This window comes from Aquicoccus sp. (assembly GCF_041686535.1).
Lineage (GTDB): Bacteria > Pseudomonadota > Alphaproteobacteria > Rhodobacterales > Rhodobacteraceae > Aquicoccus.
Genome location: NZ_JAWLDS010000007.1, coordinates 1 through 15,448, shown reverse-complemented (window position 1 = coordinate 15,448; position 15,448 = coordinate 1). Strand labels below are relative to the sequence as shown.

The following is a 15,448-nucleotide window of genomic DNA, read 5'->3' as shown; positions in this document are numbered from 1 at the left end:
CGGGTGTTCGGCGGCGACGCCGGCCTCAGGCCGCGTCTTCGTCGAGGTCGATCTCGTCTGCCATGGCGACAATCTCACGATCGTCGTAATGCCCGCAGGCGGGGCATACATGATGCGGGCGCTTCAACTCGCCACAGTTCGAGCATTCGTTGGGGTTCGCGGCAACCAGCGAGTCATGCGCCCGACGATTGTTGCGGCGCGATTTCGAGACCTTGTTCTGTTGGACGGCCATGTCACAACCTCAATTCCAAAGTGCGGGCGCGGGGCCCGGATGTTTCCAGTAGAGCGGATTTCACCCGTTCGCGGGTTCTGGTGGCTCTTAGTCCGAACGCGCCGGACTGTCCAACCCTAAATTCGCAAGAGCGGGGAAAATAGCCGGTTCGGCCGCGAGTGCAAGCGGATTCCGGCGCCCGGCTCAATCGTCGCGCTCGAGCTTGTCGCGCAGGGCCTTGAGTGCCGCGAAGGGGCGGGCATCCTCGTCGCGCATCGGCTCCTTGCCCGGCTCGCTGAACTGCGCCTGCTCCAGTGTCGCGTCGTCGGCCCGTGGATAGAGCGGCAACGCGAGTACCAGCGCCTCGACCATGGCGGCGCCCACGTCGATCACCTCGCCGAGGGGCTCGATGCTATCGTCCTGGGGCATCTCGACCTCGTCGTCGGTCACCTCGTCCTCGGGCATGTGGGCGAGGTAGCGGCGGGTCACGTCCTCTTCGATTCGCGTGGTCACGGGGGCGAGGGTCACGACGCAGGGCTGCACCACCGTCGCGCCCAGCCGCGCATCGAGGCGCCAGTCCTGGGCGCCCTCGGCGCGGATGCTGCCGGTGAAGGACAGCTTGCGCAGGGCATCGAGCCCGAGATCGCGCGCCATCGCCTTGAGCGTCTCGGCGTCGGGGCGCAGGTCGAACCCGGTGGGCGTCTTGTGCGACAGATCCGCCAGGCGAAAGCGGGCGGCATTTCCGTAACGGGGCATGAGCTTACATTCTTGAACCAGTGGGGTGCGTGTTGTAAGCGGGATAAAAGGCGCGATCCGCCGTGGCAAGAGGGCAGCAGCATGGATATGAGAGCAACCGCACGGGCGATCATCGTTTCTGTGGCGCTGGTCGCGGTGGCGGGCTGCTCGCCGATCATGCGCAACCATGGCTATGTGCCGAGCGATGACGAATTGCAGGAAATCACCGTCGGCATCGACAGCCGCGCCACGGTCGAGGACGTGCTGGGCACACCCTCGGCGGGGGCGGTCATGGAAGGCGGCGACATCTACTACGTGCGCAGCCAGGTGCGCCATTTGGGCATGTTGGAACCCAGGGTGACCGATCGCGAGGTCGTGGCGATCAGCTTTGACGACTCGGACGTTGTGCAGAACATCGAACGTTTCGGCCTCGAGGAGGGGCGCCCTGTCGTGTTGTCGCGGCGGGTCACCGACAGTTCTGTCGAGGACAAGAGCTTCTTTCAGCAGCTGATGGGCAACCTTGGGCGCTTCAACGCCGGGGACATGCTGGAAACGCGCGGCTGACGGGCGCGAAAACCCTGCGATGCGCGCGGCCGTGCCGGTTGGTCGCGAGAACGTCATATCTTGCCCGTAACCTTGGCTTGACGCATGATCATATGCACAGAGCCGGGGGTGGCCCATGACGCTGGAACTGACAAAGGGGCGCTATGGCGCGCGAATGGCGCAGACGGAGGCGGATGTCGTGGCGGCGCAGCACCTGCGCCATCTGTGTTTCTTCGGGACAGAGGGCCGCGACGCGGACCGGTTCGACGGGATCTGCGATCACGTTCTGATCGAGGAACGGGCCAGCGGTGAGCTGGTCGCCTGTTTCCGGTTCCTGCCGCTGACCGGAGGTTGTGAGATCTCGCGCAGCTATTCGGCGCAGTATTACGAGCTTTCCGCGCTCGAGCGGTTCGGGGGCAAGATGGTCGAACTGGGCCGGTTCTGCATCGCGCCGGGGCGGCGTGACCCCGATATCCTGCGCGTGGCCTGGGGCGCGATGACCGGCTATGTCGATGAAAACGATATCGAAATGCTGTTTGGCTGCTCGTCCTTCGCGGGCACGGACGCGGCGCGGTATTCGGACGTTTTCGCCTGGCTCAAGGCGCGGCATCTCGGCCCCAAACGCTGGCTGCCGCGGGTCAAGGCGCCGCAGGTGTTCCGCTTTGCGTCCCGGCTCAGGCGCAAGCCCGACGCGCGGCGCGCAATGGCCGCGATGCCACCCTTGCTGCGCACTTACCTGATGATGGGGGGCTGGGTCAGCGATCACGCGGTGGTCGACCCGGAGATGGGCACGCTGCATGTTTTCACCGGGGTCGAGATCGGGCAGATCCCGGATGCGCGCAAGCGGGCGTTGCGGGCGGTCGCGGGCTAGCTTGACCTTGGCCCGTGCGCGGGGTAGCGCAGCGGCATGGCGCGTGCTCCCTTGCTTCAACTGACCGACATTTCCCTCACCTTCGGCGGTGAGCCGCTGTTCGACGACCTGTCGCTGGTGATCCAGCCCGGCGACCGGGTGGCACTGGTGGGGCGCAACGGGTCGGGCAAGTCGACCCTGATGAAGGTGATGGCGGGGCTGATCGAACCCGACCGTGGCAGCCGGGTTGCCGGCCCCGGCGTGAGCGTGGGCTACATGGAGCAGGAGCCCGAGATGAAGGGTTTTGCCACGCTGGGCGACTATGCATCGAGCGAGTTGGAGCCGGGCGAGTTTTACAAGGTTGAGCGCGCCGGGGAGGGCTTGAAATTCGATCCCGACCGCGCCGTCGACACCGCCTCGGGCGGGGAGCGGCGGCGCGCGGCACTGGCCAAGCTGATGGCCGAAAGCCCCGAACTGATGCTGCTGGACGAGCCGACCAACCATCTCGATATCGAGGCGGTGCTGTGGCTGGAACAGGAGCTGAAATCGACGCGCAAGGCTTTTGTCCTGATCTCGCACGACCGCGCGTTCCTGCGTGAGCTGACGCGCGCAACCCTCTGGATAGACAGGGGAATGACCCGTCGCCAGGAAAAGGGTTTCGCGCATTTCGAAGCCTGGCGCGACAAGATCTGGGACGAAGAGGACCAGTCCCGCCACAAACTCGACCGCAAGATCAAGGCCGAGGCGCGATGGGCGGTCGAGGGGATCAGCGCGCGGCGCAAGCGCAACATGGGCCGGGTGCGGGCGCTGGCCGATCTGCGGGCCGAGCGCGCCGCCCAGATCGCGCGGCAGGGCGCCGCGGCGATGGCGCTCGACTCGGGGCCGAAATCGGGCCGCAAGGTGATCGAAGCAAAAGGAATTTCAAAGTCTTACGATGACAAGCTCATCCTGAGACCCTTTGACCTGACGGTGATGCGGGGCGACCGTGTGGCCTTTGTCGGGCCCAACGGTGTGGGCAAGACCACCTTGCTCAAGCTGCTGATGGGCGAGATCGAGCCCGACAGCGGCAGCGTGCGCCATGGCACCAACCTTGTTCCGGCGGTGTTCGACCAGGCGCGCGCGCAGCTCGACCCCGAGGCGACCCTCTGGGACAGCCTGACCGAGGACAAGGAAATGCGGGTTTCGGGACAGTCCGACCAGGTGATGGTGCGCGGCGCGCCGCGTCACGTGGTGGGCTATCTCAAGGATTTCCTGTTCGACGAGCGACAGGTCAGGGCGCCGGTCAAGTCCCTGTCAGGCGGGGAAAAAGCGCGCCTGTTGCTGGCCCGGCTGATGGCGCGAGAGAGCAACCTGCTCGTGCTGGACGAGCCGACCAACGACCTCGACGTGGAGACGCTCGACCTGTTGCAGGAACTGCTGGATGACTACGCGGGCACCGTCCTGCTGGTCAGCCACGACCGCGATTTCCTCGACCGGGTGGCGAGCGTAACCGTGGCGATGGAAGGCGATGGGCGCGCCACCGTCTATGCCGGAGGCTGGAGCGACTACCAGCGGCAGAAATCCCGCACGGAGGCGTCGGAGCGGCAGGAAAAGTCAGAGAAAGCAAAATCTTCCGGCCAAAAGATCACGCAGCAAGTCAGCGCCAGGCCGAAGCTGAGTTTCACCGAGAAGCACCGCCTCGAGGCGTTGCCCGGCGTGATCGAACGGCTGGAGGCGGAGATTGCCAAGCTCGAGGAGCTTCTGGCGCAGCCCGACCTTTACACCGCCGAGCCGGTCAAGTTCCGCAAGGCCACCGAGGCGCTGGTCGAGCGGCAGGAAAAACTGGCCGCGGCCGAGGAAGAATGGCTGACGCTGGCCGAGAAAGCCGAAAGCTGATTTTTCTGTAGGTCGCGCGCAGGCTTGGGTAAGTTGTTTCGCATGAGCCAGTCAGATCGCACAGTCCGGGACCGCCTTCGCCTACTCTACGAGGGGCGCAGCAAGCGCGCGACGCGGTTTCGCTATGGTCTGCTGATCTTCGACGCGGTGACCATCGTGTTTTTCCTCGCGACGGCGGCGATACCGATCAGCCCCTGGCTGATCGCGGCGGACGCGGTGGTCGGCACGCTGATCCTTGCCGACTTCCTGGGGCGACTTTGGATCGCGGAGAACGGGCTGCGCCACATGCGGCAGATCTACGTGATCGTCGACCTGTTGGTGCTTGTCGTGCTCGCCTCGGCGCCGTTCCTGGGGCAGGGATGGGCGGCGCTGCGGGTGATACGGGCGCTGCGGCTGGTGCATTCCTATCACCTCTTGCGCGACCTGAGGCGGGACGTGCGGTTCTTTCGCCTGCACGAGGATGCGATTCTCGCCTCGGTCAATCTTCTGGTGTTCATCTTCGCGATGACCGCGCTCGTGCTGGTGTTGCGCGGCGGGCAGGAGCCGGGACTGGAGACCTATGTCGATGCGCTCTATTTCACGGTGACTTCGCTCACCACGACGGGCTATGGCGATATCATCATGACAACGGGCACCGGGCGGGTTCTGGCTGTGGGGATCATGGTGATCGGCGTGGGGCTTTTCCTGCGACTGGCGCGGGCGATCTTCATGCCTGCGAAGGTGCGGCACAAATGCCCGGAATGCGGATTGCTCAAGCATGATCCGGACGCGATCCACTGCAAGCATTGCGGGCACGACCTCAAGATCGAGACCGAAGGCGTGGGATGACCGCGAGGGGCGCGCGGCCCGCCGCGGCCCGAGCCTATTGCATCCGAAGCGCGCCGTCGATGCGGATCACGGTGCCGTTGAGATAGCCGCATTCGACGATGAACTGCGCGAGGCGCGCGTATTCCGACGGATCGCCCAACCGCTGCGGGCAGGTGACATCGGCGGCGAGGCTGTCCTGCACTTCTTGCGGCAGGCCCATGAGCATCGGCGTGGCGAAGATGCCCGGCGCGATGGTCATCACGCGGATGCCGCTGCGCGCAAGGTCACGCGCCATCGGCAAGGTCATGCCGACGATGCCGCCCTTTGACGAGGCATAGCCGACCTGGCCCTTTTGCCCGTCGAAGGCGGCGACCGAGGCGGTGTTGACGATCACGCCGCGCGCACCGTCATCGTCGGGGTCGTTGGTGGCCATTTCGGCGGCGGCGAGGCGGGCGACGTTGAAGCTGCCGACCAGGTTGATGTCGATGATGCGCTTGTAATGGTCGAGGCTGTGCGGCCCCTCCTTGCCCAGGGTCTTTTCGGCGGTGCCGATCCCGGCGCAGTTCACGGCGCAGGTGATCCGGCCCATGTCGGATTTCGCCTTGGCAATGGCTGCGGCGACGCTGTCTTCGGACGTGACGTCGGTTTCGGCGAACGTGGCGCCGATCTCCTTGGCGACGGTCTCGCCGCGTGCGCTGTCGCGGTCGAGCAGCGTGACCTGTGCGCCTCCTGCCACGAATTGGCGGGCCGTGGCTTCGCCAAGGCCCGAGGCGCCCCCGGTGATGATGGCAGCGGTATCCTGGATGCGCATGGGCGATCCCTCCGGTTTGAATGAATTGAACAGCTGTTCATTAGCGCGGGCGCGCGGGTCTTGTCAAAGCCTGTGGCGGGTTGTGGATCGGTATATGCAAACGCATTAAATAAGGAGATGTTTCGAAGAATCCTGAAAACGAGCCTTCATGGACGAACCAGTTGGGCGGGCGGTGACGTCAAGGTAATTGCAAACGCATATAAAATCACCTAACGTCGAACCGCGCCGGACAGGCGCGCGTTCACCGGGGAGGGCAGGCGGATGAAGGACGAGGCCGAGGCAACGCGCCGACTTGGCGAGATCGGTTTGGACAATTTCGCGCCCTACCTGATGAACCGCATCATGGGGCGCTACAACGCCACGCTGCGCGCGGACATGGCGCATCAGGGCATGAGCACGCCCAAGATGCGCGCGCTGGCGGTCCTGGCGGTGATCGACGGCATCCTGATCCGGGAACTGGCGGTTTACGCGGTGGTCGAGCAATCCACGCTGAGCCGGGCGCTGGACGGGATGGCGGCCGACGGGTTGATCCGGCGCGCGCCCGACCGGGACGACAGCCGTGCCACGCGGGTGTTCATCACCGATGCGGGCCGCGCCACGTTCGAGCGGCATTGGCCCGCGATGGCATCTGCGCATGACCAGATGTTCCGCGACATTCCGGAGGCCGAGCAGCGGGCCTTTGTCGCGACGCTGCAAAAGATCCTGCGCAACGTGCGCCACAACGCATTCTGAAGGGGGCACATGGCCGAGAGATCGTTCAAACGCGAAGTCGAGCACCTGCGCATGGGCGCGGGCGAGACCTTCACCGGCGAGGGGATCCTTGCGATCACCAAGGCGCTGCTGGAAAACGGTGTAGGTTATGTCGGCGGCTACCAGGGCGCGCCGATCAGCCACCTGATGGACGTGCTGGCCGATGCCGAGGACCTGATGGGCGAACTGGGCGTACGGTTCGAGGCCAATGCCTCGGAGGCCGCGGCGGCGGCGATGCTGGCGGCCTCGGTGCATTACCCGATCCGGGGGGCGGTGACGTTCAAGGGGTCAGTGGGTGTCAACGTGGCCTCGGATGCGCTCGCGAACCTCGCCTCGTCTGGCGTCAATGGCGGGGCGCTGGTCATCGTGGGCGAGGATTACGGCGAGGGATCGTCGATCATGCAGGAGCGCAGCCACGCCTTTGCCATGAAATCACAATTCTGGCTGCTCGACCCGCGGCCCAACCTGCCTTCGATCGTCAAGGCGGTGGGCGACGGGTTCGAGCTGTCCGAGGCGAGCAACACGCCGGTGATGCTGATGGTGCGCATCCGGTCGTGCCATGTGACGGGTAGTTTCGACTGCCGCGACAACCGCCGCCCGCCATTGACGGTGCGCGAGGCGTTGTCCGACCCGCAGCGTGATTTCAACCGGGTGGTGCTGCCGCCGATGTCCTATCGGCACGAGCAGGACAAGATCGACAACCGCTGGCCGGCGGCAGAGAAATTCATCCGCGACAAGGGGTTGAACGAGGTTTTCGGCCCCGGTGAGGCACGCATCGGCATTGTCTGCCAGGGCGGGATGTATAACGGCGTGATCCGCGCCTTGCAGCGGCTGGGCCTGGCCGACATTCATGGCGACAGCGCGGTGCCGATCTATTGTCTCAACGTGACCTATCCGATCGTGCGCGACGAGTTCGAAGCCTTTGCGCGTGGCAAGGATGGGCTGCTGGTGGTGGAAGAGGGGCAGCCCGAGTTCATCGAACAGGGCCTGTCCACGGTGCTGTTGCGCGCGGGCCTAAAGGTGCGACTGCATGGCAAGGACATGCTGCCCATGGCCGGCGAATATACCGGGCAGGTGATGCTGGACGGGATCACCGCCTTTTTGAAGGAACATGCGCCTGGGTTGCTTCCGGGGCAGGTGCGCGCGCCCAACGATCCGGCGCCGGAAATTCCCGACCTGTCGCAAACCGTGCCGACCCGGCCGCCGGGGTTTTGCACCGGCTGCCCGGAGCGGCCGATCTTTGCCGCGATGAAACTGGTCGAGGAGGAAATGGGCAAGCACCAGATCACCGGCGATATCGGTTGTCACCTCTTTGCCAGCCTGCCTCCTTTCGAGATTGGCGGCTCGACCATGGGGTATGGGCTTGGCCCGGCCTCGAACGCGGCGTTCGACGGCGGCGGCGAGCGGCGGGCGATCTCGTTCCTGGGGGATGGGGGGTTCTGGCACAACGGGCTGTCGTCCTCGATCGGGAACATGGTGTTCAACCAGTCCGACAGCGTGGCGGTGATCGTGGATAACTATTACTCGGCGGCCACGGGCGGGCAGGACGTGTTGTCGAGCCGCGCCGAGAACCCGACCAAGACCACCCAGCAGCCGATTGCCGAAGCGCTCAGGGGCGTGGGCGTGAAATGGGTGCGCCAGATCGACCATACCTATGACGTGGGCAGGATGCGTGACACGATCCGCGAGGCGCTGACCACCGACGTGACGGGGCCAAAGGTGATCGTGGCCTCATCGGAATGCATGCTCAATCGCCAGCGGCGCGAGAAGCCGCTGCGCAACACCGCGATCAGGGAGGGTGCGCGCGTCGAGGTGCCGCGCTTTGGCGTGGACGCGGATATTTGCACCGGCGATCATGCCTGCATCCGGCTTTCGGGTTGTCCGTCGCTGTCTCTCAAACGGCTCGACGACCCGCTGCGCGACGATCCCATCGCCCATATCGACCAATCCTGCGTCGGTTGCGGCAATTGCGGCGAGGTGGCGGATGCCGCCGTGCTTTGCCCCAGCTTCTACCGCGCCGATGTGGTGCACAACCCCAAGGGAATCGAGCGGTGGTGGCAGGCCCTGTCGACCCGCATCATCGGCTGGTTGCAGGCGCGCCGCTCCGCGCGGCGGCTTGAATTCGCGGAGGGTGCACGATGACCGTTCAGCAGGCCCTGGCCCCGCGCCGACCCGACGCGAAACTCGGCACCATCATCAAGCTGGCCGTCATGGCCGTGGGCGGGCAGGGCGGTGGAGTGCTCACCAGCTGGATCGAGGCGGTAGCGCGCGCGCAAGGCTATGCCTGTCAGGCCACGTCGGTCGCGGGTGTTGCCCAGCGGACGGGGGCCACGATCTACTACATCGAGATGGCCCCGCTGGGCGACCGCGCGCCGGTGTTTTCGCTCGCCCCGGCGGCGGGTGACGTCGATATCCTGATCGCCGCCGAGATGATGGAGGCGGGACGTGCGATCATGCGCGGTTTCGTCACCCCGGATCGCACCACGCTCATCGCTTCGACCCACCGTGCGCTGGCGGTTTCGGAAAAGATGGCGCCGGGTGACGGCATCGCCTCGTCCGAGGAGGTGCGCGCGGCGGCGGAACTGGCCGCGGACAAGCTCATCTCGTTCGACATGGATCGCATGGCGGCCGAGAATGGCTCGGTGATCTCGTCCTCGCTGCTTGGCGCGCTGGCGGGGTCGGGGGCTCTGCCCTTTCCACGCGCGGCCTTCGAGGATGCGATCCGCGCGTCGGGCAAGGGCGTCGAGGCGTCCTTGCAGGCCTTTGGCGCGGCTTTCGAGCGGGCGCGCAACGATGTGGCAGAGCCGGAGGATGCCGGCGAGAGCCCGGCCCCTGCCATGCAGGCGGCGGCGCAGGGGCCGAAACCATTGCTTGAGAAATGGGAGGCGCTGGCGACCCGTGCGCGTGCCCTGCCGGGACCGGCGCAGGAGATGGCCCTGCACGGATTGCGCAAGGTGGTGGCGTTCCAGGACGTGGACTATGGCCGCGAATACATGGATCGGCTCGAAGAGATCGCGGCACTGGACGATGCGGCGCAGGGTCATGAGCTGAGCCTTGAGGCCGCGAAACATATCGCCAATGCCATGGCCTATGACGACGTGATCCGGGTGGCCGATCTCAAGACCCGGGCGGCGCGATTCGCGCGTATCCGCGAGGAAATGGGTGCCGGCGACCGGCCCGTGGCGCTGACCGAGTTCATGCATCCGCGCGCCGAGGAGATCGCCGGGCTGTTGCCCGCGCGCATCGGTGCACGTATCGAGGCGAGCCCGAAATGGATGGCGCGGCTCGACCGCTGGTTCAACCGTGGGCGGCGGGTGCGCACCCATCGGTTGGGATCGTTCCTGATGCTCTATGCGCTGGGCGGCCTGCGCGGGTATCGCCGCCGCACCCTGCGCCACCGCCACGAAGAGGCGCATCTTGACCGTTGGCTGGTAGTGGTCAGGGAGGCCGTGTCACAGGATTACGCACTGGCCGTCGAGATGATGCGCTGTCGGCGGCTGATCAAGGGCTATTCCGACACCCATGCACGGGGCCTGTCTAAGTTCGACCGGGTGATGGAGGGGGCCGGACTTTTGCGCGGGCGCGAGGATGCCGCCCAGTGGGTCGCGCGGCTGCGCGAGGCGGCGTTGCAGGACGAGAAGGGCGAGGCGCTGGAGGGCGCGCTCAAGACGGTGCGCAGTTTCGCCTGAGGGGGGCGCCCGCCAGGAATATTTTAACGCGCGATCACGATATCGGCCCTGAGCCCGCCCAGTGTGTCGCTCGTGCCGAGCCGGAGCACACCGCCATGGGCGCGGGCCACGTCGGTGGCAATCGACAGGCCCAGCCCGACGCCCGAGCCGCGGTTCTGGTTACGCGCGGTGTCGAGCCGGGTGAAGGGGCGCATCGCCTCTTCGCGGCTTTCGGGGGGGATGCCGGGGCCGTCATCCTCGACCCGGATGCGCAGCGACTTGTCGGTCAGTTCGACCGAGACCTCGGCGCAGTTGCCATAGCGCACGGCGTTGGTGATCAGGTTCTCGACCGCGCGACGGATGGCCAGTGAGCGCAGGGGGACCGGCCCTTCGCCCGTAGCCTGGACGAGGGTGACAGGATGACCGGCGCGCTGGCTGTCCTCGACGATCCGGCGCACCAGATCGACCGGATCGACCAGTTCGGTCTCACCCTCGGAGGCATCGCGCACGAAGGCCAGGAACGCGTCGAGCAGGCGCTGCATCTCGTCGACATCCTGTTCGAGCGGTGCGCGCTCGTCCTCGTCGAGCAGCGCGAGGCCAAGCCGGAGACGGGTCAGCGGGGTGCGCAGGTCGTGGCTGACCCCCGAGAGCATCAGCGTGCGCTGTTCGATCTGCCGCTCGATCCGCGCGCGCATGTCGAGAAAGGCATGACCCGCTGCGCGCACCTCGACCGCGCCGGTGGGCCGGTAAGGCACGTGCCGCCCGCGTCCGAAAGCCTCGGCTGCGCGGGCGAGCCGCTTGATCGGGCGCAACTGGTTGCGCAGATAGATGAAGGCGATCACCGTCAGCAGGATGCCAAAGAAGAGCATGTTGGCAAAAAGCTGATGCGGATTGCTCGCCGAGACCCTGTTCCGGTCGAAGCCGAGTTCGAGGGGGCCCGCCTCGCTTTGAACATAGACCTGCACCCGCTGGTCATCGGGCAGGTCGATTCCTGCGAAACCGGGCAGCAGCGTGCGCATTTCCTCGCGAATGATCAGCCCCGAGAAATCATACCAGCGCCTTGAGTCGCGTCCGGGCAAATCGCCGTTCGCCAGCCGCCGCACCTCGATCTGTAACCGGTCGGCCTGGTGCGTGGCCCTTTCGTCACCGCTTTCGACCGAGGCGATCACCAGGGCCAGCTCGCGGCTGGTGCTTTGGCTCATCTGGCGCGTGACGCCTTCGAAGTGGCGCTGAACGAAGACCACCGAGACCACCAGTTGCAGCAGCACGACCGGCAGGATCAGGATAAGCGCCGCCCGCCCGTAAAGCGAGCGTGGCATATACCGTTTGAGCCAATCGAAAAACATGCCTATTCCTAGCCGGGGAACGAGCCACAAGGAAGAGCGATGCAAAGCCCCGATGATTTCAACCCGCCCGCGGGCGTGCCGATCGAGATCGAGCCGGGCCTGACCCGGATCCTGGCGCCGAACCCGTCACCGATGACCTATCGCGGGACCAATACCTATCTTCTGGGCGAGCGGCAGTTGGCCGTGATCGACCCGGGCCCCGAAAGCGCGGCGCATCTGCGCGCCATTCTGGATGCGCTGCGCCCCGGGCAGGAGATCAGCCATATCGTCGTGACCCACTCGCATGTCGATCACTCGCCGCTGTCGCGGGCGCTGGCGCGCGAAACCGGCGCGCCCATCGTGGGATTCGGCGACTGGCAGGCGGGGCGCTCGGCGGTGATGCAGAAGCTGGCCGACGAGGGGCTGGCCGGGGGCGGCGAGGGCGTCGATACCGGGTTTCACCCCGACCAGGTGCTGGGCGATGGCGAGACCCTTGCGGGCGATGGCTGGAGCCTGCGGGCGGTCCACACGCCGGGGCATTACGGCAACCACATCAGCCTGGCATGGGGGGATGCACTTTTCTGCGGGGATCACGTCATGGGCTGGGCCAGTTCGCTGGTCTCGCCGCCCGACGGGGATCTGAGCGATTTCATGGCGTCCTGCGCACGGTTGCAGCGCCGCGACTGGCGGGTGTTCCATGCCGGTCACGGGGCGCCGATCGACGACCCGGCGGGGCGGCTCGACTGGTTGGTGGCCCATCGGCAGGGGCGCGAGGCCGAGATCCTTTCGCGGTTGGCGGAGGGCCCCGACACGGCCTATGGGCTGGCCACGCGGATCTATACCGACACGCCGCCCGCGCTTCTCGGCGCCGCCACACGCAACGTGTTTGCGCATCTTGTCGATCTGACCGGCAAACGCCGTGTCACGCCACATCCGCACCTGTCGGCGGATGCGCGCTTTTCACTGGCATGAGGGGTGGGCGCCGCCGCGCCTAGGTGCCACCGCGGACAATCTTGCCATTCTCGAAATGGATTCCGCATTCGGTCTTTTCACTGTCTGACCAGCGACCGGCGCGCGCGTCCTCTCCGGGCGCGACGGGTCGCGTGCAGGGAACGCATCCGATCGAAGGATATCCCTGGGATGTCAGCGGGTGCGGGGGCAGATCGTGCGTCCGGTAGTATGCGGCCACGTCGTCGGGACTCCAGTCCAGAAGCGGATTGACCTTGATCCAGCGATCCTGGACTTCGAACAGGGTCAGTTCGCTGCGCGTGTCGGCCTGGTGGCGCTTTCGGCCGGTGATCCAGCAATCCATGGCGCGCAGCGCCTGAAGCATTGGCCGCGTCTTGCGAAAGTGGCAGCAGCGGTCGGGGTCACGTGCACTGAGATTGCCATCGGGATCTTCGACCTCAAGGTGAACGGGGCGGGGCGTCACCGTCTGCATGTTGCAAAGCCCCAGCCGCGTGACCAGATCGTCACGGTAAGCCAGTGTTTCGGGAAAGTGCTTCCAGGTGTCGAGAAAGATGACCGGTGTATATGGGTCGATCTCGGCGACCATGTGGAGCGTCACGGCCGCCTCGGCCCCGAAGGAGGAGACGAGACCGATGCGCCCGGGGTAGTCCTCGGTGAGCAGGCCGCGCAGCAGGTCGTGGGTGCGCAGCCGCTCGTAGTTTCGTGTGAGCGCCGCGGCACGCTCGGTGAGTTCAAGCCGCTGATTGGTTTCCAGTTGCATGTTCCCTCCGAGCGTGATCGCGAATGACCTCGGCTGGCGTTATCTCCAGAGCGAGACGCAGGGGATCTTGTCCCGGTCGCAACGATCCGCGTATTTCTCGGCGATCTGCTTGACCTCTTCGAGCAGGCCGTCATTGAGCGTGATCGGCTCAAGCCCGAGGCCGAGGAAGCGATCGTTCGCAACATGCAGATCGTTCTCGTCGGCCTCGTTGCGCGGGTTTTCGAGATAGGCGATCTCGGCGCCGGTCATCTTGGCGATGATGTCGGCCAGTTCGCGCACGCGATGGGTTTCGGTCATCTGGTTCAGGATGTTCACGCGCTCGCCTTTCTGTGGCGGATTCTCGAGCGCAAGCTCGATACAGCGGCAGGTATCCTGGATATGGATGAAGGCGCGTGTCTGGCCACCGGTGCCGTGAACGGTCATCGGGTAGTTCACCGCCGCCTGCATCACGAAGCGGTTCAGCACCGTCCCGTAATCGCCGTCATAGTCGAAACGGTTGATCAGCCGCTCGTCCATGCGGGTTTCGTCGGTCTGCGTGCCCCAGACGATCCCCTGGTGCAGGTCGGTGATCTTGATCTGGTCGTTCTTGTTGTAGAAGTGGAAGAAGAGCTGATCCTGGGTCTTGGTCATGTGATAGATCGACCCGGGGTTGGCGGGATAGAGGATCTCCTGTTCGCTGGGGCCGTGTGCGGTGTCGACCTTCACCTTCAGATACCCCTCGGGGATCTTCATCCCGGCCGTGCCATAGCCGTAGACGCCCATGGTGCCGAGGTGGATCAGGTGGATATCCTGGCCCGACTCGACGATCGCGGCGAGCACGTCGTTGGTGGCGTTGAGGTTGTTGTTGACGGTATAGCGCTTGTGCGATGCGGACTTCATCGAGTAGGGCGCGGCGCGCTGCTCGGCGAAGTGGATGATTGCGTCGGGTTTCTCGTCCTCGATCAGCGTGAGAAGCCTGTGATAATGCTCACCGACCGTGAAGTTGTGAAACTCAATCTCCTTGCCGGTCAGTTCTTTCCAGACGCGCAGACGCTCGCCGATGGGCCGGATCGGTGTCAGGCTGTCCACCTCGAGTTCCAGATCGATCTCGCGGCGCGACAGGTTGTCCACGATGATCACGTCATGCCCGCGGCGGGACAGGTGCAGCGAGGTCGGCCAACCACAGAATCCGTCCCCCCCAAGTACGATGACTTTCATTTGATTCTCCTAGTTTTCATAATCCAAGCACGCCCGCAGCGCAGCGCCAGAGCCTTCCTGACCTGTGCCGCGAACTGTTCGGGCATGTCAAGGCGCGTTTGCACGGATCGAGATCATCCACTCGCGCGGTCCGTGAACCATGCCCAGGTTTGTCGCATTCCGTCCGCCAGCGGGGTATCCGGATCGAAGTCGAGCGAGTCCCGGGCCTTGGAAATGTCGCACCAGGTCGTGTGAATCTCTCCGGCGCGGAAATCCTCGTAGCGCACCTCGGGGGCACGGCCGGTCACGTCGCGGATGATGTCGAGCAGCTCGTTCACCGTGGTCGGCCGGCCACTGCCCAGCTGGAACACGCCTGTGGCGTCAATCTCCATCGCGCGCCTGATGCCTTCGACGAGATCGCCGATGAACAGGAAATCACGCGCCTGGCTGCCATCGCCATAGACGGTCAGCGGCTTGCCGGCGAGGATCTGCTTGTAGAAATGCGCCACCACGCTGCCCTTGTGATAGGAACGGGGGCCATAGATGTTGGAAAACCGCAGCGCGCAGCCCTGCACGCCATAGGCGCCCGAAAACGCCGACAGGTATCCCTCCATCGCGAGTTTCGAGGCGCCGTAGGGCGCCATCGGCTTGGCCACCATCTCCTCATGCACGGGGGCGGGCACCTCGCCCAGGATCGCGCCGCCGGTGGAGGCGGCAACGACGCGGCCGACGCCATGGTTGCGGCAGGCCTGCAGCAGCCGAAAGCTGCCGTTGACGTTGACGTCGAAATTGTACTCGGGGTTCTCGATGGAATCCATCACGCGGGTATCGGCGGCCAGATGCACGACGACCTCTTGCCCGGCGACAGCATGGTCGAGCACGTCCGTATCGCGGATATCGCCCTCGATGAAGCGCACACCGAACCCGTCGAGATGACGCCGGTCGCCCATGGACTCGTTGTCGAGCAC

At 65.4% G+C, this 15,448-nt stretch carries 15 protein-coding genes; 8 read left to right on the top strand and 7 right to left on the bottom strand.

Features of this window, described 5'->3' with window-relative positions; genetic code table 11:
- Nucleotides 1-25: 25 nt before the first annotated feature.
- The gene (rpmF, locus tag ACESL9_RS02990) at nucleotides 26-232 is read right to left on the bottom strand and encodes a 50S ribosomal protein L32 (protein ID WP_372615081.1); all 207 of its coding nucleotides are present in this window, start codon (nucleotides 230-232) and stop codon (nucleotides 26-28) included.
- Between the two features lie 183 nt (nucleotides 233-415).
- The gene (locus ACESL9_RS02985) at nucleotides 416-967 is read right to left on the bottom strand and encodes a YceD family protein (RefSeq protein WP_372615080.1); all 552 of its coding nucleotides are present in this window, start codon (nucleotides 965-967) and stop codon (nucleotides 416-418) included.
- Between the two features lie 81 nt (nucleotides 968-1,048).
- Here ACESL9_RS02985 and ACESL9_RS02980 point away from each other — a divergent pair, with 81 nt between their 5' ends.
- The 4 genes from ACESL9_RS02980 (at nucleotide 1,049) to ACESL9_RS02965 (ending at nucleotide 5,042) form a co-directional block, all read left to right on the top strand.
- On the top strand, nucleotides 1,049-1,510 hold the full coding sequence (locus ACESL9_RS02980) for an outer membrane protein assembly factor BamE (protein WP_372615079.1): 462 nt from the start codon (nucleotides 1,049-1,051) through the stop codon (nucleotides 1,508-1,510).
- Nucleotides 1,511-1,625: 115 nt separating this feature from the next.
- Complete coding sequence (locus tag ACESL9_RS02975; RefSeq protein WP_372615078.1) at nucleotides 1,626-2,360, top strand: GNAT family N-acetyltransferase; 735 nt, start codon at nucleotides 1,626-1,628, stop codon at nucleotides 2,358-2,360.
- A 36-nt stretch (nucleotides 2,361-2,396) separates the two neighbouring features.
- A complete protein-coding gene (locus tag ACESL9_RS02970) occupies nucleotides 2,397-4,214 on the top strand; it encodes an ABC-F family ATP-binding cassette domain-containing protein (RefSeq protein WP_372674487.1) in 1,818 nt (605 codons plus the stop codon).
- Between the two features lie 42 nt (nucleotides 4,215-4,256).
- Entirely contained in the window at nucleotides 4,257-5,042 is a 786-nt protein-coding gene (locus ACESL9_RS02965) for an ion channel (RefSeq protein WP_372615076.1), read from the top strand.
- Between the two features lie 34 nt (nucleotides 5,043-5,076).
- On the opposite strand, the gene ACESL9_RS02960 is transcribed toward ACESL9_RS02965, so the two are convergent.
- A complete protein-coding gene (locus tag ACESL9_RS02960; RefSeq protein ID WP_372615075.1) occupies nucleotides 5,077-5,832 on the bottom strand; it encodes a 3-hydroxyacyl-CoA dehydrogenase in 756 nt (251 codons plus the stop codon).
- 261 nt (nucleotides 5,833-6,093) lie between these two features.
- Between ACESL9_RS02960 and ACESL9_RS02955 the strand changes: the two genes are divergently transcribed.
- Genes ACESL9_RS02955 through ACESL9_RS02945 form a run of 3 tightly spaced genes read left to right on the top strand, consistent with a single transcriptional unit; the run spans nucleotide 6,094 to nucleotide 10,271 of the window.
- Nucleotides 6,094-6,564, top strand: coding sequence for a MarR family winged helix-turn-helix transcriptional regulator (locus ACESL9_RS02955; protein WP_372615074.1), 471 nt, complete (start codon nucleotides 6,094-6,096; stop codon nucleotides 6,562-6,564).
- Between the two features lie 9 nt (nucleotides 6,565-6,573).
- Complete coding sequence (locus ACESL9_RS02950; protein ID WP_372674486.1) at nucleotides 6,574-8,724, top strand: thiamine pyrophosphate-dependent enzyme; 2,151 nt, start codon at nucleotides 6,574-6,576, stop codon at nucleotides 8,722-8,724.
- Nucleotides 8,721-10,271, top strand: coding sequence for an indolepyruvate oxidoreductase subunit beta family protein (locus ACESL9_RS02945; protein WP_372615072.1), 1,551 nt, complete (start codon nucleotides 8,721-8,723; stop codon nucleotides 10,269-10,271). Before ACESL9_RS02950 ends, ACESL9_RS02945 begins: the two co-directional genes overlap by 4 nt.
- Nucleotides 10,272-10,294: 23 nt before the next feature.
- On the opposite strand, the gene ACESL9_RS02940 is transcribed toward ACESL9_RS02945, so the two are convergent.
- Entirely contained in the window at nucleotides 10,295-11,596 is a 1,302-nt protein-coding gene (locus tag ACESL9_RS02940; protein ID WP_372615071.1) for an ATP-binding protein, read from the bottom strand.
- Nucleotides 11,597-11,635: 39 nt separating this feature from the next.
- Here ACESL9_RS02940 and ACESL9_RS02935 point away from each other — a divergent pair, with 39 nt between their 5' ends.
- Nucleotides 11,636-12,547: an MBL fold metallo-hydrolase gene (locus tag ACESL9_RS02935; protein ID WP_372615070.1), complete on the top strand. Its 912-nt coding sequence runs from the start codon at nucleotides 11,636-11,638 to the stop codon at nucleotides 12,545-12,547.
- Between the two features lie 19 nt (nucleotides 12,548-12,566).
- Here the strand turns inward: ACESL9_RS02935 and ACESL9_RS02930 are convergent, their stop codons facing one another.
- The 3 genes from ACESL9_RS02930 to ACESL9_RS02920 form a co-directional block, all read right to left on the bottom strand.
- Nucleotides 12,567-13,304 carry a phosphoadenylyl-sulfate reductase gene (locus ACESL9_RS02930; protein WP_372615069.1) on the bottom strand — a complete coding sequence of 246 codons (738 nt, stop codon included), beginning with the start codon at nucleotides 13,302-13,304 and terminating at the stop codon, nucleotides 12,567-12,569.
- Between the two features lie 39 nt (nucleotides 13,305-13,343).
- Nucleotides 13,344-14,501, bottom strand: a complete 1,158-nt coding sequence (locus ACESL9_RS02925) for an NAD-dependent epimerase/dehydratase family protein (protein ID WP_372674485.1) — start codon at nucleotides 14,499-14,501, stop codon at nucleotides 13,344-13,346.
- A gap of 113 nt (nucleotides 14,502-14,614) precedes the next feature.
- Nucleotides 14,615-15,448, bottom strand: an 834-nt coding sequence (locus ACESL9_RS02920; protein WP_372674484.1) for an NAD-dependent epimerase/dehydratase family protein, incomplete at its 5' end; no start/stop codon positions are given.